Origin of the sequence: Pandoraea morbifera (assembly GCF_902459575.1) — a bacterium.
GTDB classification, from domain to species: domain Bacteria; phylum Pseudomonadota; class Gammaproteobacteria; order Burkholderiales; family Burkholderiaceae; genus Pandoraea; species Pandoraea morbifera.
The window spans coordinates 211,549-233,305 of the sequence record NZ_CABPSD010000005.1 but is presented as its reverse complement, the minus strand read 5'-3'; the positions used below and the strand labels follow the sequence as shown (position 1 = coordinate 233,305).

18 protein-coding genes and 2 tRNA genes are annotated in these 21,757 nt (G+C 65.9%); 11 read left to right on the top strand and 9 right to left on the bottom strand.

Translation table 11 applies throughout. From position 1 onward, the window contains the following. Nucleotides 1-28 precede the first annotated feature (28 nt). Nucleotides 29-1,681, bottom strand: a complete 1,653-nt coding sequence (locus tag PMO31116_RS10885) for an AMP-binding protein (RefSeq protein ID WP_150566734.1) — start codon at nt 1,679-1,681, stop codon at nt 29-31. Between the two features lie 410 nt (nt 1,682-2,091). On the opposite strand from PMO31116_RS10885, the gene PMO31116_RS10880 reads away from it, so the two are divergent. Continuing rightward, a tRNA-Arg gene (locus PMO31116_RS10880) sits at nt 2,092-2,168 on the top strand. Between the two features lie 95 nt (nt 2,169-2,263). Continuing rightward, nucleotides 2,264-2,340, top strand: a tRNA-Arg gene (locus PMO31116_RS10875). A 74-nt stretch (nt 2,341-2,414) separates the two neighbouring features. Here the strand turns inward: PMO31116_RS10875 and PMO31116_RS10870 are convergent. Genes PMO31116_RS10870 through PMO31116_RS10860 form a run of 3 tightly spaced genes read right to left on the bottom strand, consistent with a single transcriptional unit; the run spans nt 2,415 to nt 6,863 of the window. Further along, nucleotides 2,415-3,950 carry an efflux transporter outer membrane subunit gene (locus PMO31116_RS10870; protein WP_246185243.1) on the bottom strand — a complete coding sequence of 512 codons (1,536 nt, stop codon included), beginning with the start codon at nt 3,948-3,950 and terminating at the stop codon, nt 2,415-2,417. Nucleotides 3,951-3,955: 5 nt separating this feature from the next. Beyond that, on the bottom strand, nt 3,956-5,500 hold the full coding sequence (locus PMO31116_RS10865; protein WP_150566828.1) for a DHA2 family efflux MFS transporter permease subunit: 1,545 nt from the start codon (nt 5,498-5,500) through the stop codon (nt 3,956-3,958). Between the two features lie 34 nt (nt 5,501-5,534). Continuing rightward, complete coding sequence (locus tag PMO31116_RS10860; protein WP_150566733.1) at nt 5,535-6,863, bottom strand: HlyD family secretion protein; 1,329 nt, start codon at nt 6,861-6,863, stop codon at nt 5,535-5,537. Nucleotides 6,864-6,965: 102 nt separating this feature from the next. Here PMO31116_RS10860 and PMO31116_RS10855 point away from each other — a divergent pair, with 102 nt between their 5' ends. Next, nucleotides 6,966-7,718 carry a CerR family C-terminal domain-containing protein gene (locus PMO31116_RS10855; RefSeq protein WP_150566732.1) on the top strand — a complete coding sequence of 251 codons (753 nt, stop codon included), beginning with the start codon at nt 6,966-6,968 and terminating at the stop codon, nt 7,716-7,718. An 85-nt stretch (nt 7,719-7,803) separates the two neighbouring features. Here the strand turns inward: PMO31116_RS10855 and PMO31116_RS10850 are convergent, their stop codons facing one another. Further along, the gene (locus PMO31116_RS10850; RefSeq protein ID WP_150566731.1) at nt 7,804-8,892 is read right to left on the bottom strand and encodes a porin; all 1,089 of its coding nucleotides are present in this window, start codon (nt 8,890-8,892) and stop codon (nt 7,804-7,806) included. Between the two features lie 273 nt (nt 8,893-9,165). Here PMO31116_RS10850 and PMO31116_RS10845 point away from each other — a divergent pair, with 273 nt between their 5' ends. Both PMO31116_RS10845 and PMO31116_RS10840 read left to right on the top strand, forming a co-directional pair. Then, nucleotides 9,166-9,639: an Lrp/AsnC family transcriptional regulator gene (locus PMO31116_RS10845; protein ID WP_150566730.1), complete on the top strand. Its 474-nt coding sequence runs from the start codon at nt 9,166-9,168 to the stop codon at nt 9,637-9,639. Nucleotides 9,640-9,727: 88 nt separating this feature from the next. Then, complete coding sequence (locus PMO31116_RS10840; RefSeq protein WP_150566729.1) at nt 9,728-10,915, top strand: alpha-hydroxy acid oxidase; 1,188 nt, start codon at nt 9,728-9,730, stop codon at nt 10,913-10,915. 80 nt (nt 10,916-10,995) lie between these two features. On the opposite strand, the gene PMO31116_RS10835 is transcribed toward PMO31116_RS10840, so the two are convergent. Together PMO31116_RS10835 and PMO31116_RS10830 are read right to left on the bottom strand one after the other, a co-directional pair. Next, on the bottom strand, nt 10,996-11,424 hold the full coding sequence (locus tag PMO31116_RS10835) for a hypothetical protein (protein WP_150566728.1): 429 nt from the start codon (nt 11,422-11,424) through the stop codon (nt 10,996-10,998). Nucleotides 11,425-11,557: 133 nt separating this feature from the next. Next, nucleotides 11,558-12,481: a LysR family transcriptional regulator gene (locus tag PMO31116_RS10830; protein ID WP_150566727.1), complete on the bottom strand. Its 924-nt coding sequence runs from the start codon at nt 12,479-12,481 to the stop codon at nt 11,558-11,560. A gap of 306 nt (nt 12,482-12,787) precedes the next feature. On the opposite strand from PMO31116_RS10830, the gene tcuC reads away from it, so the two are divergent. The 3 genes from tcuC (at nt 12,788) to PMO31116_RS10815 (ending at nt 16,710) form a co-directional block, all read left to right on the top strand. Then, nucleotides 12,788-14,107: an MFS transporter gene (gene tcuC, locus PMO31116_RS10825; RefSeq protein ID WP_150566726.1), complete on the top strand. Its 1,320-nt coding sequence runs from the start codon at nt 12,788-12,790 to the stop codon at nt 14,105-14,107. 150 nt (nt 14,108-14,257) lie between these two features. Then, a complete protein-coding gene (locus tag PMO31116_RS10820; protein ID WP_150566827.1) occupies nt 14,258-15,037 on the top strand; it encodes a substrate-binding domain-containing protein in 780 nt (259 codons plus the stop codon). Nucleotides 15,038-15,186: 149 nt separating this feature from the next. Further along, nucleotides 15,187-16,710, top strand: a complete 1,524-nt coding sequence (locus tag PMO31116_RS10815) for an amidase (RefSeq protein ID WP_150566725.1) — start codon at nt 15,187-15,189, stop codon at nt 16,708-16,710. Nucleotides 16,711-16,770: 60 nt separating this feature from the next. Here the strand turns inward: PMO31116_RS10815 and PMO31116_RS10810 are convergent, their stop codons facing one another. Both PMO31116_RS10810 and PMO31116_RS10805 read right to left on the bottom strand, forming a co-directional pair. Then, entirely contained in the window at nt 16,771-17,013 is a 243-nt protein-coding gene (locus PMO31116_RS10810) for a DUF3820 family protein (RefSeq protein WP_150566724.1), read from the bottom strand. Between the two features lie 144 nt (nt 17,014-17,157). Next, nucleotides 17,158-17,793, bottom strand: a complete 636-nt coding sequence (locus PMO31116_RS10805; RefSeq protein WP_150566723.1) for a LysE family translocator — start codon at nt 17,791-17,793, stop codon at nt 17,158-17,160. Between the two features lie 367 nt (nt 17,794-18,160). Between PMO31116_RS10805 and PMO31116_RS10795 the strand changes: the two genes are divergently transcribed. From PMO31116_RS10795 to PMO31116_RS10785, 3 genes are all read left to right on the top strand, one after another. Further along, nucleotides 18,161-18,814 (top strand): cysteine dioxygenase family protein, encoded by a 654-nt coding sequence (locus PMO31116_RS10795; protein WP_150566722.1) that lies wholly within the window; start codon nt 18,161-18,163, stop codon nt 18,812-18,814. A 115-nt stretch (nt 18,815-18,929) separates the two neighbouring features. Beyond that, nucleotides 18,930-20,480 carry a rhodanese-related sulfurtransferase gene (locus PMO31116_RS10790; RefSeq protein ID WP_174971194.1) on the top strand — a complete coding sequence of 517 codons (1,551 nt, stop codon included), beginning with the start codon at nt 18,930-18,932 and terminating at the stop codon, nt 20,478-20,480. Between the two features lie 143 nt (nt 20,481-20,623). Then, nucleotides 20,624-21,754 (top strand): glycosyltransferase family 9 protein, encoded by a 1,131-nt coding sequence (locus PMO31116_RS10785; RefSeq protein ID WP_174971148.1) that lies wholly within the window; start codon nt 20,624-20,626, stop codon nt 21,752-21,754. Nucleotides 21,755-21,757: the final 3 nt, after the last annotated feature.

The window sequence follows — 21,757 nt, the reverse complement described above, 5'->3', positions numbered from 1 at the left end:
GACGAAACAATCGGATCGCGCGCAATGCTCAGCGAAGTTCGCGGCGCAGTACCTTGCCCACCGGTGTCTTCGGAAGTTCGGTGCGGAACTCGATCACGTGCGGCACCTTGTAGTTCGTCAGGTGCTGACGGCAGAAGTCGATCACGATCTTCTCGCTCAGGTCTTGCGACTTCTTGACGATCACCGCCTTGACGGCTTCGCCCGTGCGCTCGCTCGGCACGCCGACCACCGCCGACTCCAGCACACCCGGACACATCGCGAGTACCGCTTCCACTTCGTTGGGATACACGTTGAAGCCCGACACGATGATCATGTCCTTCTTTCGATCGGTGATGCGCACGTAGCCCTGGTCGTCCATCGTGCCGATGTCACCGGTGCGCAGCCAGCCGTCGGGCGTGATCGTCTTGGCGGTCTCGTCGGGCCGGTGCCAGTAGCCTTTCATCACCTGTGGCCCACGCACACAGATTTCGCCTTCCTGGCCGAAGCCAAGGGCTTCGTTGGCATCGTTGCGGATACTCACTTCGGTCGAGGAGATCGGCAGGCCGATCGAGCCGTTGAACTCGCTGCCCATCGGATTGATACAGACGGCCGGCGACGTCTCGGTCAGGCCGTACGCCTCGATGAGCGGATGCCCCGTGGTCTTTTGCCAGCGTTCGGCGACCGCGCGTTGTACGGCGGCGCCCCCACCCAGCGCGCACTTGAGCGAGCTGAAGTCGAGCTGATCGAAGCCGGGGGTGTTGAGCAGGCCGTTGAAGAGCGTGTTCACGCCGGTCACGAACGTGAACTTCCACTTGCCGAGCTCCTTGACGAAGCCGGGCATGTCGCGCGGGTTGGTGATCAGCAGGTTGAGCGCGCCCAGTTGCAGGAACACCAGGCAGTTCGCCGTGAGACAGAAGATGTGATACAGGGGCAGGGCCGTGACGATGATCTCCTTGCCTTCCTCGAGGCCGGAGCCGATCCAGGCGCGTGCCTGCAGCATGTTGGCGATCATGTTGCGGTGCGTGAGCATGGCGCCCTTGGCCACGCCGGTCGTGCCGCCGGTGTATTGCAGGAAGGCGATGTCGTCGTGACCGAGTTGCGCTTCGTCATGCTTCGCGCGAGCGCCTTGCGCCAGCGCGGTGCGGAACGGTACCGCGTGCGCGATGTTCCACTCCGGCACCATTTTCTTCACGTGGCGCACGACGTAGTTCACGATCCAGCGCTTCGGGGCGGGCACCAGGTCGCCGATGGCGGTGGTGATCACGTGCTTGACCGGTGTGTTCGGAAGTGCCTTTTGCAGCGTGGCGGCGAAGTTTTCGATGACGACGATGGCGCCGCAGCCGGCGTCCTTGAGTTGGTGCTCGAGCTCGCCCGCCGTGTACAGCGGGTTCACGTTCACCACGACCATGCCGGCACGAAGAATGCCGAAGACCGCAACCGGATACTGGAGCAGGTTCGGCGACATGATGGCCACGCGCGAGCCGCGTTCCAGCCCGGGCAGGCTTTGCAGATAGGCGGCAAAGTCGCGCGATTTGCGCTCGAGTTCGGCAAACGTCATCGTCACCCCGAGGTTGGTGAACGACGGACGATCCGCGAACTTGCGGCAGCTTTGCAGGAACAGATCGTTCAGCGAACGGTACTGGTTGACGTCGATCTCGGCCGGCACGCCGGGCGGGTAGCTCTTGAGCCAGACTTTTTCCATGAGCGCCTCCTTGAATTTGGTTTTTATCGCATCGTCGTCGCCGGGGGAAGAGCCAGGGCGCGCGGTGCGTCGTTTGATCGCATTGCTTGCGGCGACGCGAGAGCGGGGGCCGCGCCCGGGCGTCTCGTTCCCGTTGCGGTCTCGCGTGCGCGGTGAACGCACTCGTCGTTGCGTTGCAAAAAGCCGTAGCATACCGTGCCGTATCCGAGGCGAGCACATGGAAAGCCCTGATTTGATGCGGGTTTGCGTGGAGTGTTTGCTCTAGCGGCAAAGTCTTGCCAGTGGAGGGGATTCCGCGCTAATCCCGCATGGAATGACCGAAGCGACGTTCAAATCGGGGGTGCGGCAAAAGAATTGCAAAAAACACTTGCGTGACGGGTCGGTTTCTTACATAATTCTGTTCTCACAGCGCGGCTGTAGCTCAGTTGGATAGAGTACTTGGCTACGAACCAAGGGGTCGTGGGTTCGAATCCTGCCAGCCGCGCCATCTTATTTCGAGGGTCTCCTCACGGGGAGGCCCTTAGTTTTTCGGGAATGCCGATCAGCAGCAGGATCGTCTGACAGGTGTCTCGTGCAGTACGTGCGGCTGTAGCTCAGTTGGATAGAGTACTTGGCTACGAACCAAGGGGTCGTGGGTTCGAATCCTGCCAGCCGCGCCAACTCAGTTGGCAAAAACGCTCCAGAGGCGAAAGCTTCTGGAGCGTTTTTCGTTTGGGCGGACGAACGCTGTCACCTAGGCGCCCGCGGGCCCCCGACTCGACACGGGCGAAGGCGCCGCCGAAACGGGCACTCGCGACGTGTCCGTGGCGTGCGTCGTTTCCGGCCCGACCTGCCATCCGAGTCCCAGCGCTTTTTGCAGCGTGACGAACGACTTCAGCAGTTGCGCGTCGCCGGCGATACGGTCCTGTTCAGCCGAGAAGCGCGTGCGCTCCGCGTCGAGCCAGTCGAGCGTGCTGGCGGTGCCCGCTCGATAGCGCTGCCGGGTCAGCGTGGCCGCGCGCGTCGCCGAGGCTTCCACGCTGCGCAGGCGGAAGACGTTTTCCCGCTGATGCCCGTAACGCGCGAGCGCCACGTCGGCATCGCGCAGCGCGCCCAATACGGTGCTTTCGTACTTCGCCTGCGCCTGGTCGCGACCGGCCTTCGCACCGTCCACGCCGGCCTGCGTACGGCCGAAATCGAGCACGTTCCATTGCAGTCGCGGCATCGCCATCCAGCTGAAATTGTCCTTGCGCACCAAATGGCCCGGATCGAGCGCCGAGTATCCGAGTTCACCCATGAGGGAGAGCTTCGGGAACCAGTTCGCCGTCTGCACGCCGATCTGGGCGTTCTGCGACGCGAGGCGCCGCTCGGCGGCACGAATATCCGGGCGGGCCCGCAACAGCGCTGACGGATCGCCGATCGCGACCTTGGCCGGCACGCTCGGCAAGGCCTTGGGCACTTTCAGTGCCGCGTCGAGCGCGCCGGGCGCGCGGCCCGTGAGCAGTGCCAACTGATCGAGCGATTCGATGACATCGGCCTCCAGCGGAAGCACGCGCGACTGCGTTTGTTCCACTTGCGTGACGAGCCGTTCGACGTCCAGCTCCGACGCCACGCCACCCGCGCGGCGCTGACGCGTGAGATCGAGCATTTCGCCTTCGAGTTGCGCCGAATCGCGCACCAGCGCAAGGCGAGCCTGCTGATCGCGCAAGGCAACGTACGTCTGCGCCACTTCGGCAGCGAGTTGTACGTGCGCGTCGGCAAGGTCCTCCGAGGCGGCATCGGCGTCGGCGCTGGCGGCTTCCACGGCGCGGCGCGTGGCGCCGAAGAGATCGATTTCCCAACTGGCGTCGAACCCGGCGAGATACAGGTCGAGCGGACCCCGCCCACCGCTTCCACCGCTCCCGCCGCTTTGTCCGCCGAGCAGGCTCAGGTCGGGAGAGCGCGTGCGCACCATGGTGAGGTCGACGCCGGCCTTGGGCAGCAGATCGGCCTGATGACTGCGCAAGCTCGCGCGCGATTGGCGCACCTTTGCCTGCGCCGCGCGAATGTCGGGACTGCGCGCGATGGCATCGTCGATCAGCGCGGTGAGCTGGGCGTCGCCGAGCGTCGTCCACCAACGTGCGACGCCGGGCGCATGCGCCTCGACGCCTTCACCGGCGTGTGCGAAGGTGCCGCCCGTGCGCAGCGCCTCGCCTGCGACCTCGGGCGCGCCGTGGTAGTCGGGACCGACGGTACACCCGGTGACGAGCAAGGCGGCCGCGACGGCCAGCGTTCTGATAGGAAGCGTCATGTCGTTCAATGCCCGCCGGCACTGAAGCCGGTCGGTTGCTTGAGCATCAGGGCAAGCGGCACGCAAAGCAGCAGTGCGATACCCAATGCGAAGAAGGTTTCGGAAAACGTCATCACGCTGGCCTGCCGTGCGATTTCGGCGGCCAGTTGCGCGGTGGCCTGCAGTTGCGCGTGCACCATGTCGCCCGATTGCGAGAAGAAGCCCGCCGCGTTGGCCGCGAGGTGCGCCTGGCCCATGGCGCTGTTGGCGGTGATCGTCTCGCGCAGCATGGCGTCGTGATAGTCCGTGCGGCGGTCGATCAGCGTGCCGAGCAGGGCCAGCCCGACCGAGCCGCCGAGGTTGCGGGCCATGTTGTACAACCCGGCGGCGTCACCCGCATCCTGAGCGTCGACCGCCGCCATCGACGCCTGGTTGAGCGGCATCATCGCGAGCATCTGCCCCACGCCGCGCAGCAGTTGCGACACGGTGAAGTCGTGACCCACGCTCTGGGCGGTGAGATCGATGTCGAGCATGCAACTGCCGAAGAAGCACAGCAGCCCGAGAATCACCAGCAGACGAATGTCGACACGGCTGATGAGCCTCGGCAGGAATGGCATCATCAGGAAGGCGGGCAAGCCCGAGAGCAGCATGATGTTGCCCGACTGCTGTGCGTTGTAGCCCGCGATCGTCGCGAGAAACTGCGGCAGCAAATACGAAACGCCGTACAGGCCCGCGCCTACGGTGAAGACGATGTAGATGACGCTGGCGTAGTTGCGGTTGCCGAGCAGCGCGAGCTTGACGATCGGCTTTTCGGCCGTGAACTGCGCCACGAGCATCATGCCGATACCGATCACCGAGAGCGCCGTGAGCCAGATGATCATGTGCGAGTCGAACCAGCGCTCGCGCTGACCTTCCTCGAGCACCACGGTAAGCGAGCTCAGTCCGATGGTAAGGCCCACGATCCCCAGCCAGTCCGCCTTGAAGAACGCCTGGAGGTCGGTCGGCTCGCGCTTGAGACCCAGCATCAGCAGCCCGACGATGGCCGCGGAAATCGGCAGGTTCAGGAAGAAGCACCAGCGCCAGTTGGCGTTCTCCGTCAACCAGCCGCCGACCACCGGCCCGAGCAGTGGGCCGAGCAGCACGATCAGGCCGAACATCGCCATGCCCACGGGCATCTGATGACGCGGCAGCCGGGTGCGAATGATCATCTGGGCGGTCGGGATCATCGCGCCGCCGGCAAAGCCTTGCCCGACGCGTCCGACGACCATCTCGGCCAGACTGCCCGATACGCCGCACATCATCGAGAAGAGCGTGAAGCACACCGCGTTGAGCATCAGGAAACGTCTTAGTCCAAGCACGCGCGTGAGCCACGCGGCGAGCGGAATCATCACGATTTCCGACATCAGGTAGCCCGTCGAGATCCACGTGCCCTCGGTGCCTGACGCCCCGATCTGCCCCTGAATCTGCGGCAACGCCGAGTTCGTGATGGAGATGTCGAGCGTGGCGAGCAGGGCACCGAGCGCCCCGGCGGCCACCGCCACCCAGTCCGTCGCCGATGCATTGCGCGGCATGGCGCCGGGCGCCGCGGTGCCTGCCAGGCTGGCGTCAGCCACGCTGCACCCCCTCGTTATGCGACGCAGGCGAGACGTCACCGGTGTTCGGCGGCACGCTCACGGCAGGCCTCACCGACGCGTCGAGCGGCGCGCTCAGCGAGAGCGTCGTCTGCGAGGCGTTGCTGCCGTGTTGCACCTGTCCGGGCGGTGCGTCCTGCGCCCGACGGTGGGTGTCGACGTCGGCCGTCACCGACAATCCCGGCAACAACACCGCGCGCACGGATTCGGGCACGTCGAGCCGAATGCGCACCGGTACGCGCTGCACGATCTTGGTGAAGTTGCCCGTGGCGTTCTGCGCGGGCAGCAACGCGAACTGCGCGCCGGTGCCGGGCGAGAGCGAGTCGACCACGCCGTGGATCGGCTCGCCCGGCAGTGCGTCGACGTGCACCGTCACCGGTTGTCCGGCACGCATGCGACCGACCTGCGTCTCCTTGAAGTTTGCCGTCAGATAGACGTTTTGAACCGGCACGACCGTCAGCAGGCGCGTGCCCGGTTGCGCAAACTGGCCAACGCGAACGGCGCGATCACCCACGCGGCCGGCCAGCGTGCTCTTGACGACGGTGTCAGCCAGATCGAGCTCCGCCTTGCGGGCGCTGGCCTGCGCCACCGCCAACTGGGCCCGGGCCTGCGCGAGTGCGGCATCGAGCGTATCGGTCTGGCGCCGGGTCGACTGCAGATTGGCCTCGTTGCTCTTGAGTGCGGCGTCGGCGCGAGTGCTTGCATTGCGCAATTCGGCCAGGCGCTCGTCCGTCTCGGCACCCGTGGCCACGAGCGGGGCGTAGCGCCTGACCTGACCGGCGGAATACGCCGCGTTCGCGCGTGCGCTGTCGAGTTCCGCCCGCGCCTGAGCGATGGTGGCGGCGTGCTGCGCGAGTTCGGCCTGCGCGCGGGCAACGTCGGCCTCCCGGGCGACGACCGTCGCCCGCGCCTCGTCGTAGGCCGCCTGGTACTGTCGGTTGTCGAGCCGCACCAGCGGTTGGCCGACGCTCACCGTTTCGTTGTCGCGCACCAATACTTCGGTGACGTAGCCGCCGACCTTCGGCGCGACGGTCATGCTGTCGGCCTGCAGATAGGCATCGTCAGTGGATTCGATGTAACGCCCGACGAACCACCAATGCACGCCCCAGCCGAGGCCCACCACCACGCCCAGCGCGAGCGCGCCGAGCAAAAGGCGCTTGCGACGCGGATTGGTCGGGGACTGCGTTGGACCGGGCGTGCGCGCGCTCGCCTCGGCACCGCTGTCTCTGGCGGCGGGCGAATCGGCCGCATGCGCGGCGCCATGCGTCGATTCCGCCGGTTTGACCTGTGCTGCCGTCGTCATGAGCGTTCCCCAGAATTATTCCAATTGGCAGAATTATTCCAGTTGATCGATTTATGTCAAGTGTTATATTTTTGACGAAAGTATTCGCAAGCAAGGAGTGACATGACAGCGACTTCACGCGCAGGGCGCGCACGGGGCGCCGCCGCGCGCCCGCGCCATGCGGTCGACACGGGGTATCAGCGTGGTGAGGAAACTCGCGCGAGGATCATCCTGGCGGCGATCAAGTGCTTCGGGGAATATGGATTCGTGGGGGCATCCACGCGCGACATCGCCGCCGAGGCGGGCGTGAACGCGCCGGCGTTGCAGTATTACTTCGACAATAAGGAAGGGGTGTACAAGGCGTGCGTGGAGTACATTGCGGACCTCATCCTTGGGCAGATGAGCGCAGCGATCGAAGCGGCCGAGCAGGTGCTGATCGATCCGGCCTCGACCGACCGGCAGCTCATCGACGCGTTCCTCGAATTGCAGAACCGCAAGGCCGGTTTCATGGAGGAGGTGCCGGAGATCGATGGCTGGCACATGTTCATGGCGCGCGAGCAGGCGGGCCTGGGGCCGGAGGCGGGCTTCAAGGTGTTCCACGAGCGTGTCTCGCGGCGTCTCGCGGCGGTCGGCTCAGGCATCGTGACGCGCCTTGCCGGCGTGGCGCCCGACGATGAGGCGATGCGCATTCGTGCCGTGTGCATCAGCACGTTGGGCATGGCGTTTCGCGTGATGCGTCGCTCGGTCGATTGCTCGATGGGATGGGGCGGCGAGCCGAACCCCGAACGCAACCGGATGGTGCGCGACGCCGTGCTCGAACAAACGCGCTATCTGCTCGAGCGCACCGTGCGGCAGCGCAAGGCGTCGGGCCGCTAGCGTGGCCGCCCGACGCGGGGCATGCTGACGGCGAGGATGGGCGAGGATCGCTGCCGCTCCGGCGCGAACGTGTCGCGCCGAAGGCTCAGAAGATGTGGCGGATACCCGTAGCCACGCCCACCTGCGTCGAATTGCCCGGCAGTTCGACGCGCGCCGCGCCACTCACCTTGTTGTAATCGACGGTGCCGTAGATCTGCGTGCGTCGGGACAGCGCGTACTCGGCGAGCAGAACATACGTATAGCGGCGGCCCGAGCCGGCATCGCCCGGCTGCGCGTTGATGTTCCTGATGTCGTCGAAATACGCCGCGCCGGTGATGGCGAGGTTCGGCATGGCCTGCACGGTGGTGCCGAGATAGAACGTCATGTCCTTGCGCGGATTGTCGTTCAGGTTCCCGGTGGCGACCGTGTGAGCCGGATCGTTGAGCGTGCCGTCGAGCCAGCCGCTACGATCGCGCCCGCCCATGTAGCCGACGAACACCTTGGCGATGGAAACGCTGTAGATGCCGCCCAGGCCCCACATCTGCTGCACGCGTTTGGCGGCGTCGCGGGCCTGCTGGTAGACCCCGGCCACCTGGAACGGGCCCATGGCGTAGGCGGCGCGCGCGCCCCAGTAGTTGCTGGCGGCCATCGTGCCGGCGGTGTTGCCGAAACCGTAGGTCGCGCCGACCGACAGGCCGCCGAACGTACCGGCATAGCTCACGGCATTGTCGACGCGCCCGCGCGTGATGTTGTACATCCACGAATTGTTCGTGTAGTTGCCGATCGTGAGCGGATCGAAGTCGCCGTAGACGTTGAACGCCTCGGTGGCCTGGCGGCCGATCTTGAGGGTGCCGTACTGGTTTTGCAGGCCGACAAACGCGTAGCGGTCGAACAGGCGCGGAGAGTTCGCGAGTTGACCGTTCTGCGGATGGATGCCGGACTCGAGCTGGAAGATCGCCTTCGTGCCGCCGCCCAGGTCTTCCGATCCCTTGAAGCCGAAGCGGCTGTTGGTCACGGCGCCGTTGGTGACCTGCCAGAGGGCGTTGTTGTTCGCGTTGGCGTTGGTCTGGTAACGCACGCTCTGGTCGACGATCCCGTAAAGGGTGACCGAGCTTTGCGCTGCGGCGGCGGTGCTGAAGGCAAGGCCGCAGGCGGCCGAGAGAACGGCCAGACCGGCCGGAATTGCGGACTTCATGAGTCTCCTTTGTTGTCTTGTAGACGTTCAGGGCGTGTTCAAGCCTCCGCGTCTGCGTCCGATTTCGCAGCGCGCGGAGCGATTCGGCACGACAGCAGCCATCGCCGAAATCTGCCCGGCATGTCGACGTGCCGGCATGCCTCGGGCACCCGGCTTCGTGGGCAGGGACCGGCATCTCAACGCAAAACGGAACTTGCTCGCTATTTCTGTCGGAGAACTGGCGGTGATTCGAAGGATCTGCCAGAATCCGTGAAAACTTGACGGATTCTGCCAATGAACCTCGACCTTGCCGATCTGCGCATTCTTCGCCATCTCGAACTCAATGGTCGCATCTCCAACCAGGAGCTTGCCGATGCCGTCGGCTTGTCGCCGTCGGCTTGCCTGCGCCGGGTGAAGCTGCTCGAAGATCGCGGGGTGATTTCCGGGTATCGCTGCATCGTGGACGCACAGCATATCGGGCTGGAGTTCGAAGCGCTAGTGCAGATCACGCTGCGGCCGGACGTGGAGCAGTGGCATGAAAAGTTTCTGGCGTGCGTGCAGAACTGGCCCGAAGTGGTCACCGCTCGCATCGTCACGGGCTCGGCCAATTACATCCTGACGGTAAGAGCGCGTAACCTCGCGCATTACTCCGACTTCATCGTCAATGAGCTCTACCGCGCGCCGGCCGTGATGTCGATTCAGTCGAACATCGTGCTCAAGACGATCAAGAACGCGCAGTCGCTCGTCGACCTCGTCAGGCATAAATAAGAATATAGAAGATATTAACTAATTCCCGTGGCGCGAGACATTGTGCGCGGGTATTCCCAGCAGAGCAGGACAGAAGAAGAGACGTGGCATGGCAGTGATTACGACCATCGAGGACTTGCGGGTTCTCGCGCAGCGGCGGGTGCCGCGCATGTTTTACGAGTATGTCGATTCAGGTTCGTGGACCGAGTCCACTTATCGCGCCAACGAGGCGGATTTCGCCGGCATCGGATTTCGTCAGCGGGTGGCGGTCAATATCGAGCATCGCAGCACCCGCTCGACGATGCTGGGAACGCCGGTCGCCATGCCGGTGGCGCTGGCACCGACGGGGATGACCGGCATGCAGCATGCCGATGGCGAAATCCTTGCGGCGCGTGCGGCCGAGGCATTCGGGGTGCCATTCACGCTCTCGACCGTGTCGATCTGTTCCATCGAGGACGTGGCGGCGCACACCAAGGCGCCGTTCTGGTTCCAGCTGTACGTGATGCGCGATCGCGACTTTATCGAACGGTTGATCGACCGCGCCAAGGCGGCGGGGTGTTCGGCGTTGATGGTGACGATGGATCTGCAGATCAGCGGCCAGCGTCATCGCGACATCAAGAACGGCCTGTCGGCGCCACCCAAGCTCACGTTGCCGAACATCGCGAACATGATGACCAAGCCACGCTGGTGCATGGGCATGCTCGGCACGCGACGCCGCACGTTCGGCAACATCGTGGGGTATGCCAAGGGCGTGGACGACATCGGTTCGCTCGCCGCGTGGTCGGCGGCGCAGTTCGATCCGTGCCTGTCGTGGAACGATGTCGAGTGGATCAAGAGGCGCTGGGGGGGGAAGCTCGTGCTCAAGGGCGTGCTCGACCCGGAAGATGCGCGCGCGGCGCGTGATACGGGCGCGGATGCGATCGTGGTGAGCAACCATGGAGGACGTCAGCTCGATGGCGCGATCTCGACGATCCGAGCCCTGCCGGACATCGTCTCGGCCGTGGGCCGCGACATGGAAGTCTGGCTCGACGGCGGCGTGCGCTCGGGGCAGGACGTGATCAAGGCGTTGGCGCTGGGCGCGAAAGGCACGCTGATCGGGCGCCCGTTCCTGTATGGCCTGGGCGCGATGGGCCAGGCGGGCGTACATCGCGCGCTCGAGGTGATCGCGAAGGAAATGGACGTGACGATGGCGTTGACCGGTCGCACGACGATCGACCGCCTCGATACGTCGATGCTCATCCCCGGCAGTTACCCGACGGGAATCGGCCCCTATTTACCGGAGCCGGGGCGCCGGTGACTCGCCTGCCCGGCGTGACCCGCGAAAATCGGGACACGCGGGGCGTGCGAGGCGCATCGTGCCAGACGGGCGCCGGCCGATCAATGATGATGGTGCTTGCGATGGCCGCGGCGCTTGCCGCGATAGTCGTCGTCGTACGAGCTCGAGCGCGACATGTTGCCGCCGAGCGCGGCACCCGCGCCGCCGCCCACGGCTGCGCCGATCAGGCCGCCGGAGCGACCGCCCATCGCATTGCCTGCCGCGGTGCCGGCACCGCCGCCCAATGCGCCGCCCAGAATGGCGCCGGTGCGCTCGCGGCGGTTCGAGGTAATCGCGCCGCCGGCGCCGCCGCCGACCGCACCGCCCACCACGGCGCCGGTGCTGCCGCCCAGCGCGCCGCCCACGGCAGCGCCCGCGACACCGCCCAGCGCACCGCCCAGGGCATTGTTCATATCACTGGCCGAAGCCGTCAGGGAAGTGGTGGCGGCCAGAGCGGCGATCGCCATCATCGGAAAAATTCGCTTGAACATGGGTCTTGATTTCCATTCGGATTGACGCGACGCAAGTATAAAGACGCGCCGGCCCCTCGCTGCAGTCCCATTGTTTCGCCTGGCGTAAGACGGGTAACAAAGTGTTTCGGTGCGTGCATTTCACTTGATTCGGCTATAAGAGGTCGTTGCCGCGCCGCCGCGTCCCCACCTTCATCTCCGCCACGAAGCGGTACAGCTGCGCCGCGGCGGGCGAGAGCGGGCGCGCCTTGCTCCGGATCATGCCGACCCGTCGGCTAACGACCGGATCGACCAGCGGCACACTGGTCAGCAACGGGTGATCCCCGCCGGGCATGGCCATCGTCGGTACCGCCGCCACGCCCAGCCCCGCTTCGACCAGACCGAGCATGGTCGTGACGTGCTGTGTCTCGCAAATGCTCGGCGGCCGCTGCGGCAGTCCCGTCAGTGCCTGATCGAGCAGCAGCCGGTTTCCCGAGGCCTTGCCCACCGTGATGTAGTCGTACTCGTAGAGTTCGCGCCACGTCACGCGCTTCTTGCCGGCAAGCGGATGGTCGCGGCGACATGCCGCCACATAGCGCTCCTGGAGCAACAGTTTGAATTCGATGTTCGGCTCCTGACTGCCGATGAAATTCAGGCCGAAGTCCGCGTCGCCGTTGGCCACCGCTGCCAGCACCTCGTTCGCGCTGGCATCGAGTACCGAGATACGGATGCGCGGGAACGCCCGGTGGTAACGCGAAATGACCTGCGGCATGAAGTAGTACGCCGCCGAAGGCACACAAGCGATGGTCACGTGCCCGAGGCTCGACGAAGCCACGTCGCGAATGCCTAGCAGTGCATTGTCCAGATCGTCCAGAATCCGCTCCGCGTCGCGGGCGAACGCACGGCCCACGTTGGTGAGCGCCACGCGCCGCGTGCTGCGCTCGAACAGCTTGACGCCGAGCGCCTCCTCCAGCTTGTCGATCCGGCGCGAGAGCGCCGGCTGCGAGATATGAATCGACTCGGCCGCGCGGCGAAAGCTCGAGAGCTGTGCCACGGCGCGAAAGGCCTGCAAATCGTTCAGGTCGAAATTGATCGCCATGTCGTTGGGGCATCCAGAAGTCAGGGGCAGGGGACGCGAGCGCGCCGGCCGGCATCGCGGCGTCCGGCGGGTTGCCGCGAAGTGTAGCGTGTTACCACTCGGTAGGCGCATTAGCACTCTACGATTGATAGCCTATGTGCATCAATCCTTCCAAAACTTGCAATTCACAAGCGACGAACTTCCGGCGCAACATTGGCGCCTTCCAGAATGCGTCCATGGCGATGAAAAGCGCCCTTGGCGAAGACGCAGAACGTCGATTCATTGACGGCCCGATCCTCCGGGCCGCAAGCAACACGGAGACAGCGCATGTCACAGCGCCCCAATGACGCGGTTTCGCGTCGCCCCTCAAAAGCCGGCGCGGTCCTGCGCGTGACTGCCGGCAACTTCCTCGAACAGTTCGACTTCTTCCTGTTCGGGTTCTACGCCACCCAGATTTCCCGGGTCTTCTTTCCGACGGACAGCGAGTTCGCGTCGCTCATGCTCACCTTCGCGGTGTTCGGCGCGGGCTTCCTGATGCGACCGCTCGGTGCCATCGTGCTCGGCGCGTACATCGACAACGTCGGCCGGCGCAAGGGTCTGGTGACCACGCTGGCCATCATGGCGAGCGGTACGATCCTCATTGCCTTCGTGCCGGGCTACGAAACGATCGGGCTTGCCGCGCCGGTGCTGGTGCTCGTCGGACGTCTGCTGCAGGGCTTCTCGGCCGGCGCGGAGCTGGGCGGCGTGTCGGTGTATCTGGCTGAAATCGCCACGCCGGGACGCAAGGGCTTCTACACCAGCTGGCAGTCCGCCAGCCAGCAGGTCGCCATCGTCGTCTCGGCGGCGCTCGGCTTCACGCTCTCGCTCACGCTGAGTGCGCAACAGATCGCGGCCTGGGGCTGGCGCTTGCCGTTCTTCGTGGGCTGCATGATCGTGCCGGTGATCTTCGCCCTGCGCCGCTCGCTCCAGGAAAGCGACGAGTTCAAGCAGCGCAAGCGCCATCCGTCGCTCGGCGAGGTGTTCCGATCGATGGCCGCCAACGCGGGTGTGGTCATCGGCGGCACCATGCTCGTGGCGCTCACCACCACGGCGTTCTATCTGATCACCGTCTACGCCCCGACGTTCGGCAAGAGCGTACTACATCTGTCGAGCGCCGATGCACTGCTCGTCACGCTGTGCGTGGGCGTGTCGAACTTCATCTGGCTGCCGATCGGCGGCACGTTGTCCGACCGTATCGGGCGTCGCCCGGTGTTGCTGCTCTTCGCCGGTCTCACGCTCGTCTCGGCATACCCCGTGCTCACGTTCCTGGTGCAGGCGCCGAGCTTCTCGCGCATGCTCGTTGCACTGCTGTGGCTGTCCTTCCTGTACGGCATGTACAACGGCGCCATGATCCCGGCGCTGACCGAAGTGATGCCGCCGGAAGTCCGCGTGGCCGGCTTTTCGCTCGCTTACAGTCTTGCCACGGCAATCTTCGGCGGTTTCACGCCCGCGCTCTCGACGTATCTGATCCACGCCACGGGCGACAAAGCGGCGCCCGGCTACTGGATGAGCTTCGCTGCGCTGTGTGCGATCTGCGCCACCTTGCTGCTCTATCGTCGCCGCCCGGGCGGCCAGGGCCGCCCGAGCGCGGAACTCGCCGCGGGCTGATGCCGCGCGCCTCGCTTCGGCGCGAGCGTTCCCCGGCGGGACGGCGCGCCTGAGGCGGATTTCCCTGCCGGACGCCGCCGCGCGTCCGCTTCCACAACAAGCAAAATTCAGAGAGACAACACCATGAAAATCACTGCTGCCCAGGCCCGCATGCGTCGCCTGTTCACCGCCTTCGGCGCCGGCATTGCCGCGGCGACGCTGCTCGCCGCCACGCCTGCCAGCGCGGAAGATCTGCACGTAATGAACTCCGGCGGTTTCACCGCGGCGTACAAATTGCTGCTGCCCCGGTTCGAAGCGTCGAGCGGTGACCACGTCGACACCGCGTGGGGCCCGTCGATGGGCAAGGCGCCCGAGGCCATCCCCAATCGTCTGGCGCGCGGCGAAACGGCCGATGCCGTGATCATGGTCGGTTACGCGCTCGACGATCTCATCAAGGCCGGCAAAGTGCGGGCCGACTCCCGCGTCGATCTGGCGGACTCGCGCATTGGCGTGGTCGTCAAGGCCGGCGAGGCCGTGCCCGACGTGAGCACGCCCGAGAAGCTCAGGGCGGCGTTGCTTGCGGCGAAGTCGGTCGCGTATTCCGACAGCGCCAGCGGCGTGTACGTCGAGCGCGAACTGTTCAAGAAGCTCGGCATTGCGGAGCAGATGCGCGGCAAGGGCGTCATGGTGCAGAAGACGCCCGTGGCCGAAAAGGTCGCTGCCGGCGATTATGCGCTGGGGTTGCAGCAGGTCAGCGAGCTGTTGCCGGTCAAGGGCGTGACTTTCGCCGGCAAGATTCCGGAGTCGCTGCAATCGGTCACGCGTTTCGCGGGCGGCGTGCCGGTCAATGCGCCGCATCCGGAGGAAGCGAAGAAGCTCCTGATGTACATGGCCGCGCCGGACGTGGCGAAGGACGTCCAGTCCACCGGTCTCGACCCGCTCGTGCATTGAACGTCGGCGTGCATGCCAGTCTCCTGACCCGATGGGGTTGGACGACGAGACAGGCATAATTTTCGCTCGGCAACCTTGGCGGGTTTGGCACACAATGACGTGTCAAACCACGGCGTCGCCCACGACGACGCCACGCCAAGGAGAGAGACATGGCCATCGCGCCAGACGCACCGTCCCTGGCCGCTCGCGCAAGCCGCATCGGCCCTCACGACACCCCCGCCCTTGACGACATCGTCGCGCTCGACGCGCTGGCGCTGTCCGACGCCATCCACGAGCGCCGCGTGTCATGCCGCGAAGTGATGCAGGCATACCTCGCGCACATCGCGCGGTACAACCCCACCGTCAACGCCATCGTGTCGTTGCGAGACGCCGAAGCACTGCTTGCCGAGGCTGACGCACGCGATCGTCAACTGGCCGGTGGCGAGTCGCTTGGCTGGATGCATGGCATGCCGCACGCGGTCAAGGATCTGGCGTCATGCGCCGGGTTGCCCACGCGCAAGGGCTCGCCGTTGACCTCCACGGCACCCGACACGCAGGACAGTATCAGCGTGTCCCGCATTCGCGCCGCGGGGGCGATCTTCATCGGCAAGACCAACGTCTCGGAGTTCGGTCTCGGCTCGCACAGCTACAACCCGGTGTTCGGCGCCACGCGCAACGCTTACGACCCCTCGCGCGTCGCGGGCGGCAGCAGTGGCGGAGCGGGCAGTGCGCTCGCCCTGCGCATGCTGCCTGTCGCCGACGGCAGCGACATGATGGGCTCGCTGCGCAACCCGGCCGCATTCGGCAACGTGTACGGCTTCCGGCCCTCGCAAGGGCGCGTGCCGTACGGGCCGGCGCCGGAGGTTTTCGTCCAGCAACTCAGCACCGAGGGACCGATGGGGCGCACGGTCGCCGACGTGGCGCAGCTGCTCGTCACGCAAGCCGGCTACGACGCTCGCAGTCCGCTCTCGATCGCTCAAGACGTCTCGCACTTCCCCGCGTCGCTGCAACGCGACGTCAAGGGGCTCAGGCTCGGGTGGCTTGGCGACTATGGCGGGCACCTGCCCATGGAAGACGGCGTGATGACGCTGTGCGAGGCGGCGCTGCATGACTTCGCCGCGATGGGATGCGAAGTGGAGGCCTGCACGCCGGACTTCGGACCTGACCGTCTCTGGCAGACCTGGCTCACGTTGCGGCACTGGCTCGTGAACGGTGCACTGGGTGAGATGTACGCCGATCCGGCGCGTCGCGACAAGCTCAAGCCCGAGGCGCAATGGGAAGTGGAGGGTGGCAATGCGCTGCGCGCGGCCGACGTCTTTCGGGCGTGTGTCGACCGCAGCGAATGGTATCGCTCGCTGGCGCGCCTGTTCGAACGTTACGACTTCCTGCTGATGCCATCCGCCCAGGTGTTCCCGTTCGATGCCGATACGCACTGGCCGACGGCCGTGGCCGGCAAGTCGATGGATACGTACCACCGCTGGATGGAAGTGGTCATCGGTCCCACGTTGGCGGGTTTGCCGGCGATCAGCGTGCCGATCGGATTCGATGCCCGGGGCTTGCCGATGGGGCTGCAGATCATCGGCCCGGCGCAGGCCGATCTTGCCGTCCTGCAACTGGCGCATGCGCATGAGCGACAGACGGCGTGGGTGAGCCGTCGCCTGCCGCCGATGCTAGCGCTCGACGCGCAACGCTGAATCGCAGGGGCACGTCGCACACCCTGTGGATGTCGTGCGTGCCGGTCGCCGCCGCGCGGCTTACCGGCCGCGCGGCGCCCCGGTCTGCGCGCGCAGTGGGCGCAGCAGCTCACCCAGTGCGTTGTGGTCGATTTCGTGCATGAGGGCAAGCAGACGGCCGAGCTCGCCCGGCGGGAATCCCTCGCGGGCGAACCAGCTCAGATAGTTGCCCGGCAGGTCGGCGATGAGCGTGCCCTTGTGCTTGCCGTAAGGCATTGGTGTGGTCACGAGGCGCATGAGCGCGTCGGCGTCGAAATCGGTCATGAAAAGCGAGTGGTGCGGACGAAAGCCGTCACGCTACCACATGCGGCGTCCGGCCACGGACGCGGAACATGCCCGAAGTCCCGGGCCTGCCCGCATGCGCCACATCACCCCCAGGCGTCGGACGCGCGGCATCCGTCCGGCGCGTCAGACGCGCGACATCAGCAGTTGCCATCCCGCCGTGCCGAACACCACTGCGAGGCAGCCGTCGAGCCAGCGGCGAATGCGCAGGTAGAGGCGGCGTGCTGCGTGCGTCGAGAAGAGAACGGCATAGCCGCAGAACACCGTCATCCCGATGGCGGCGCAGCCGGGCACTACCGCCAGCGGCATGCCGCCGTTTGGCGGGGAGGACAGTGCGGCGACGGAAACCCACCCCAGCACCGCTTTCGGATTGGTCAGGTGAAACAGTGTGCCGCGCACGTACAGGCGTTGAAGCGACAGCCTGCCGTCGTTGTCGATCGGCACGAAAGTCGACGCCTGAGTACCGCGCAGTGCCGCGCGTCCCGACTTGAAGGCCAGCCACAGCAGATAGGCGCCGCCGAAGAGCTTGATGGCGATCAGGAATTGGGAATAGGCGAGCAGCGTGGCCGAAATGCCCAGCATGGCGACCATCGCCCAGAAGAGCGATCCCGACATGACTCCCAGCGCGAACGTCAGTGCCGGCCTGCGCCCGTGGCTCGCGGCGATCGACAGGATTGCGAGATTGCTCGGCCCCGGGCTGGCCGCGTTGACGAAGTACGCCGTGAAGGCGATCAGCAGGTGAGCGGAAGCGGTGGCGGTCATGGCGGAACGCAGGCGGGCGTGGGGATTTACGCAGTGTCGCGGTGCCGGCGTCGTCGCGCCATAGACAGTTCGTCGATTCTCGGCCGGGCCAGTTGCTTCGGGGCGAGGCCATGGGCGTCCATGGATCGGCGAAGTCGGAGAACCCGATGACGAGAATGCCAGCGGTGCGCTACAGTTCACGGTGACGGGAAATGCAATCCGGGCGCCGAACTCGCGTTGCAGGTCTCGGGCAATCACGGGCTCTCGCGGCACGATCCGCTGGAGCGTCATGACCGCGACGCGCCGTGCCGCTGCATCGCACGTCGCGCAACCGCACCGTCCTGGGCGCCGCCGGCAGGCAGGCGCCCGCTGCTTTCCGGAACTTCGCATGACAGAAGCGTTGACCGGCAGCGTCCTCGATGACGATCTGCCCGAGCAAGACTACGAGACGTTGTCGCCGTTACGCACCTTCGTGACCGAGTTTTCGCACCTGCTCGCGCGCCGTCCGCACGAGGCGACGCTGCTCGAGGCGGGGGCCGGTTTGCTGGCCCGCCTGGTCGCGCGCGACGATTGGTTGCCCGATGCGTTTGCAACGCCACATCCCGAGCACTATCAGCAATTCCTGTTGCATTGCGACGCCGCGCAACGCTTTTCGATCGTGAGTTTCGTCTGGGGGCCGGGGCAGCGCACGCCGATCCACGACCACACCGTCTGGGGGCTCATTGGCATGCTGCGTGGCGCGGAGGACTCGCAACCCTTCGTGCTCGACGCGCAGGGCGTGCCGGTGGCGGCCGGGGCTCCCGTGCGTTTGGCGCCGGGCGATGTGCAGACGCTGTCGCCTCGTCTCGGCGACATCCACCGCGTGAGCAACGCTCATGACGATCGCGTCTCGGTAAGCATTCACGTGTATGGCGCCAACATCGGTGCCGTGCATCGCAGCGTGTTCACGGCGTTGGGCGAGCGCAAGGGGTTCGTCTCCGGCTACGCCAACGCCCAACTGCCGGATCCTTGGGGCCGGGCGGCCTGCCGCAATCGTGCCTGACAATCGTTCGCCGTCAGATCCCGTTCAATACCGACACCTTCGGGGAATTGCCGTGTCCGTTCAATCCGATGTCATTTTTCCTGTCCTGGGTTTTGCCGATGTGCGCGCCGCATTGATGGCCCGCGACGAAATCGCACTGCTGGATGTGCGCGAGGAAGATCCGTTCGCGCAGTCTCACCCGCTGTGGGCGGCCAACATGCCGCTCTCGCGAGTGGAAATCGAGGCATGGGCGCGCATTCCGCGCCGCGACACGCGCATCGTTCTCTACGGAGAGCATGAAGGCGACGACCTCGCGCCGCGCGCGGCGGCCGTGCTGCGCAAGCTCGGCTACACCGACGTCAACTTGCTCGCGGGCGGGCTCGGCGGCTGGGTCGCTGCGGGCGGCGAGGTGTTTCGCGACGTGAACGTGCCGAGCAAGGCCTTCGGCGAGTGGGTCGAGAGCGTGCGTCATACGCCGTCGCTGTCGGCGCAGGAAGTGCAGGGATTGCTCGATGCCAAAGCCGACATGGTAATTGTCGACGCGCGCCGTTTCGACGAATACCAGACGATGAACATTCCCGGCTCGACCAGCGTGCCCGGCGCCGAACTGGTGCTGCGGGTGCGCGAGCTTGCCCCGGATCCGGCCACGCGCGTGATCGTGAACTGCGCCGGGCGCACGCGCAGCATCATCGGCACGCAGTCGCTCGTGAACGCGGGGCTGCCGAATCCGGTCGCGGCACTGCGCAACGGCACCATCGGCTGGACGCTGGCAGGCCAGACGCTCGAGCGTGGGGCCGATCGCCGCGCCCCGACGTCGGTGCGCGAGGCGACGTTGGCCGTCGCGCGCGAAGGTGCGCGGGCGGTCGCGGATCGAGCCGGCGTGCGACGTATCGCGTTGCGGGACGTGCCTTCGCTGAGCGTGCCGGGCCGGACGATTTATCGTTTCGACGTGCGCATGCCCGAGGAATACGCAGCGGGCCATCTGCCGGACTTCGCCAGCGCGCCGGGCGGGCAACTCGTGCAAGAGACGGACCACTGCGCACCGGTACGCGGCGCGTGGATCGTGCTTGCGGACGACGATGGCGTGCGTGCCGACATGACAGGCTCGTGGCTCGCGCAGATGGGTTGGACCGTATACGTCGTCGAACCGCACGGCGCGCACGAGCGAGACGCGCAGGGCGGCTGGCCGCTGCACACCCCGAGCGCTCCCGATGTTGCCACTGTCACGCCGTCGCTGCTTGCGCGGTGGCTCGACGAGGCCGAGCCGGGACAGGTCGAAGTGCTCGATTTCACGTCGAGCGCGAACTACGTCAAGCGCCATATTCCGGGGGCCTGGTTCGTCATTCGCGCGCGTCTGGTTGATGCGCTGCGCAAGGTCGGGCCGGCGCAACGCTACGTGCTCACCTGCGGCTCCAGCCTGCTGGCGCGTTTCGCGGCCGACGACCTGCGGCGTCTGACCGATGCCGAGATCGTGGTGCTCGAGGGCGGCACGCAGGCTTGGATCCATGCCGGGTTTGCGCTGGAATCGGGGCAGACCCGTCTGGCCAGTCCGCGCGACGATCGCTATCGCCGTCCCTATGAGGGCACCGACAATGCAGCGTCAGCCATGCAGGCGTATCTCGACTGGGAATTCGGCCTGGTCGAGCAACTGCGCCGCGATGGGACGCATCACTTTCAGGTCGTGTAGACACCACCGCGCACCCTGCCTGATGTCGGGGCGGACGTGGCATACTCCCCCTCTTGCGCCGCCGCCTGATGCGTCTGCCGGCATCGCGCCTCCCATCGTGGTGCGCGTGCCGGCATCGCGGCCGACCTGCTTCCGATTCGACCATGCCATTGCAGCGCTTCATCGCCCGCCGACTGGGCGCCCTCACCGAGCCGAGCACCCGCATTCCGTATGCGTGGGTTTATCACGAGCCCGACGTCTTCATGCAGCGGACGTCGTCACTTACCGTGGCCAAGAAGTATCTTCACCGTCGTCTGCGGCTCGCGTTGAGCGGGCAGGCCAAACGCGAGGTGCGCCATGTCGCGCCGAGCGCACGGGTGTTGTGGATCTACGGCGGCAAGGCCTCGGTCGGCGACGCGGTCATGGACCTGTCGGGGCGCGCACTCCTGCGCGATCGCGAAGGCCCGATCGACCTGCTCATCACGCCGGGCCTGAAGGCCGTCTTCGAGGGCGACGACATCTTCCGTCAGGTCTTCGACGATCCCGCCCGAGTGAATCCGGCCGACTACGATGTCGTGGTGCTTCAGGAATTCAACTACCCGACGCTGCGCCTGAAGCGCAAACACTTTCCGTCGCTGCCGTTCGCCTGCCTGTTCCGCTTCTTCCACGGTCCCGACCGCAATCAGACGCAATTCAGTCTGGCGGCCGTCAACGAAGTCTTTTCGCTCGGGTTCGGCCCGGATGTCCTGTTGGCGCGTGCCAAGCCGTACCTGCGTCAGGAGTCCGACCTGCCGGAAGGCGTGGCGCGGCAACTTCCCGCGCGCCCGTTCATCGTGCTGGCCATGGGCGGTGTCGAGCCGCGCCGCACTTACGCCCATTGGCGCGAATTCCTGCAGGCCTACGACATTGCTTATCAACCGGGCCTGCCGGCCGGCGTCGTGCTGTTGGGTTCCGGCAACGGGGTCGATGCCGCCCGGATGCTCATGGAAGCGAAATTCGTCCACCTGAAGATGGCGTCTTTCGTCGGACAGCTGACGCTTCGGGACGCGAAACGCGTGATCGCCAATGCGGCGCTGTTCGTAGGCGCCGACGGCGGGCTGATGCACGTGGCACACACCACGCCGACACCCAGCGTCACGCTCTTCGCAAAGGCCGAGCCGCCGTATCTGCGCCTGACGCCGCAGTGCCGGTCCACCCCGCTGCAGACCGAATCGGACGTGAGCGCCGTCGATCCCGACGAGCTTGCGAACACCGTCATTGATACGCTGCACGCGGCGTCCGCCCGACTGCGCTGAGCT

Bases quoted from the DNA above. Each gene is read 5' to 3' on its own strand.
- PMO31116_RS10835 (WP_150566728.1), bottom strand. From the start codon at position 11,424: ATGTTCAAGCGAATTTTTCCGATGATGGCGATCGCCGCTCTGGCCGCC.
- PMO31116_RS10785 (WP_174971148.1), top strand. From the start codon at position 20,624: ATGCCATTGCAGCGCTTCATCGCCCGCCGACTGGGCGCCCTCACCGAG.
- PMO31116_RS10830 (WP_150566727.1), bottom strand. From the start codon at position 12,481: ATGGCGATCAATTTCGACCTGAACGATTTGCAGGCCTTTCGCGCCGTG.
- PMO31116_RS10815 (WP_150566725.1), top strand. From the start codon at position 15,187: ATGGCCATCGCGCCAGACGCACCGTCCCTGGCCGCTCGCGCAAGCCGC.
- PMO31116_RS10850 (WP_150566731.1), bottom strand. From the start codon at position 8,892: ATGAAGTCCGCAATTCCGGCCGGTCTGGCCGTTCTCTCGGCCGCCTGC.
- PMO31116_RS10865 (WP_150566828.1), bottom strand. From the start codon at position 5,500: ATGCCGCGCAATGCATCGGCGACGGACTGGGTGGCGGTGGCCGCCGGG.
- PMO31116_RS10820 (WP_150566827.1), top strand. From the start codon at position 14,258: ATGCGTCGCCTGTTCACCGCCTTCGGCGCCGGCATTGCCGCGGCGACG.
- PMO31116_RS10805 (WP_150566723.1), bottom strand. From the start codon at position 17,793: ATGACCGCCACCGCTTCCGCTCACCTGCTGATCGCCTTCACGGCGTAC.
- PMO31116_RS10795 (WP_150566722.1), top strand. From the start codon at position 18,161: ATGACAGAAGCGTTGACCGGCAGCGTCCTCGATGACGATCTGCCCGAG.
- PMO31116_RS10855 (WP_150566732.1), top strand. From the start codon at position 6,966: ATGACAGCGACTTCACGCGCAGGGCGCGCACGGGGCGCCGCCGCGCGC.
- PMO31116_RS10790 (WP_174971194.1), top strand. From the start codon at position 18,930: ATGGCCCGCGACGAAATCGCACTGCTGGATGTGCGCGAGGAAGATCCG.
- PMO31116_RS10860 (WP_150566733.1), bottom strand. From the start codon at position 6,863: ATGACGACGGCAGCACAGGTCAAACCGGCGGAATCGACGCATGGCGCC.
- PMO31116_RS10840 (WP_150566729.1), top strand. From the start codon at position 9,728: ATGGCAGTGATTACGACCATCGAGGACTTGCGGGTTCTCGCGCAGCGG.
- PMO31116_RS10870 (WP_246185243.1), bottom strand. From the start codon at position 3,950: ATGACGCTTCCTATCAGAACGCTGGCCGTCGCGGCCGCCTTGCTCGTC.
- PMO31116_RS10810 (WP_150566724.1), bottom strand. From the start codon at position 17,013: ATGACCGATTTCGACGCCGACGCGCTCATGCGCCTCGTGACCACACCA.
- PMO31116_RS10885 (WP_150566734.1), bottom strand. From the start codon at position 1,681: ATGGAAAAAGTCTGGCTCAAGAGCTACCCGCCCGGCGTGCCGGCCGAG.
- tcuC (WP_150566726.1), top strand. From the start codon at position 12,788: ATGTCACAGCGCCCCAATGACGCGGTTTCGCGTCGCCCCTCAAAAGCC.
- PMO31116_RS10845 (WP_150566730.1), top strand. From the start codon at position 9,166: ATGAACCTCGACCTTGCCGATCTGCGCATTCTTCGCCATCTCGAACTC.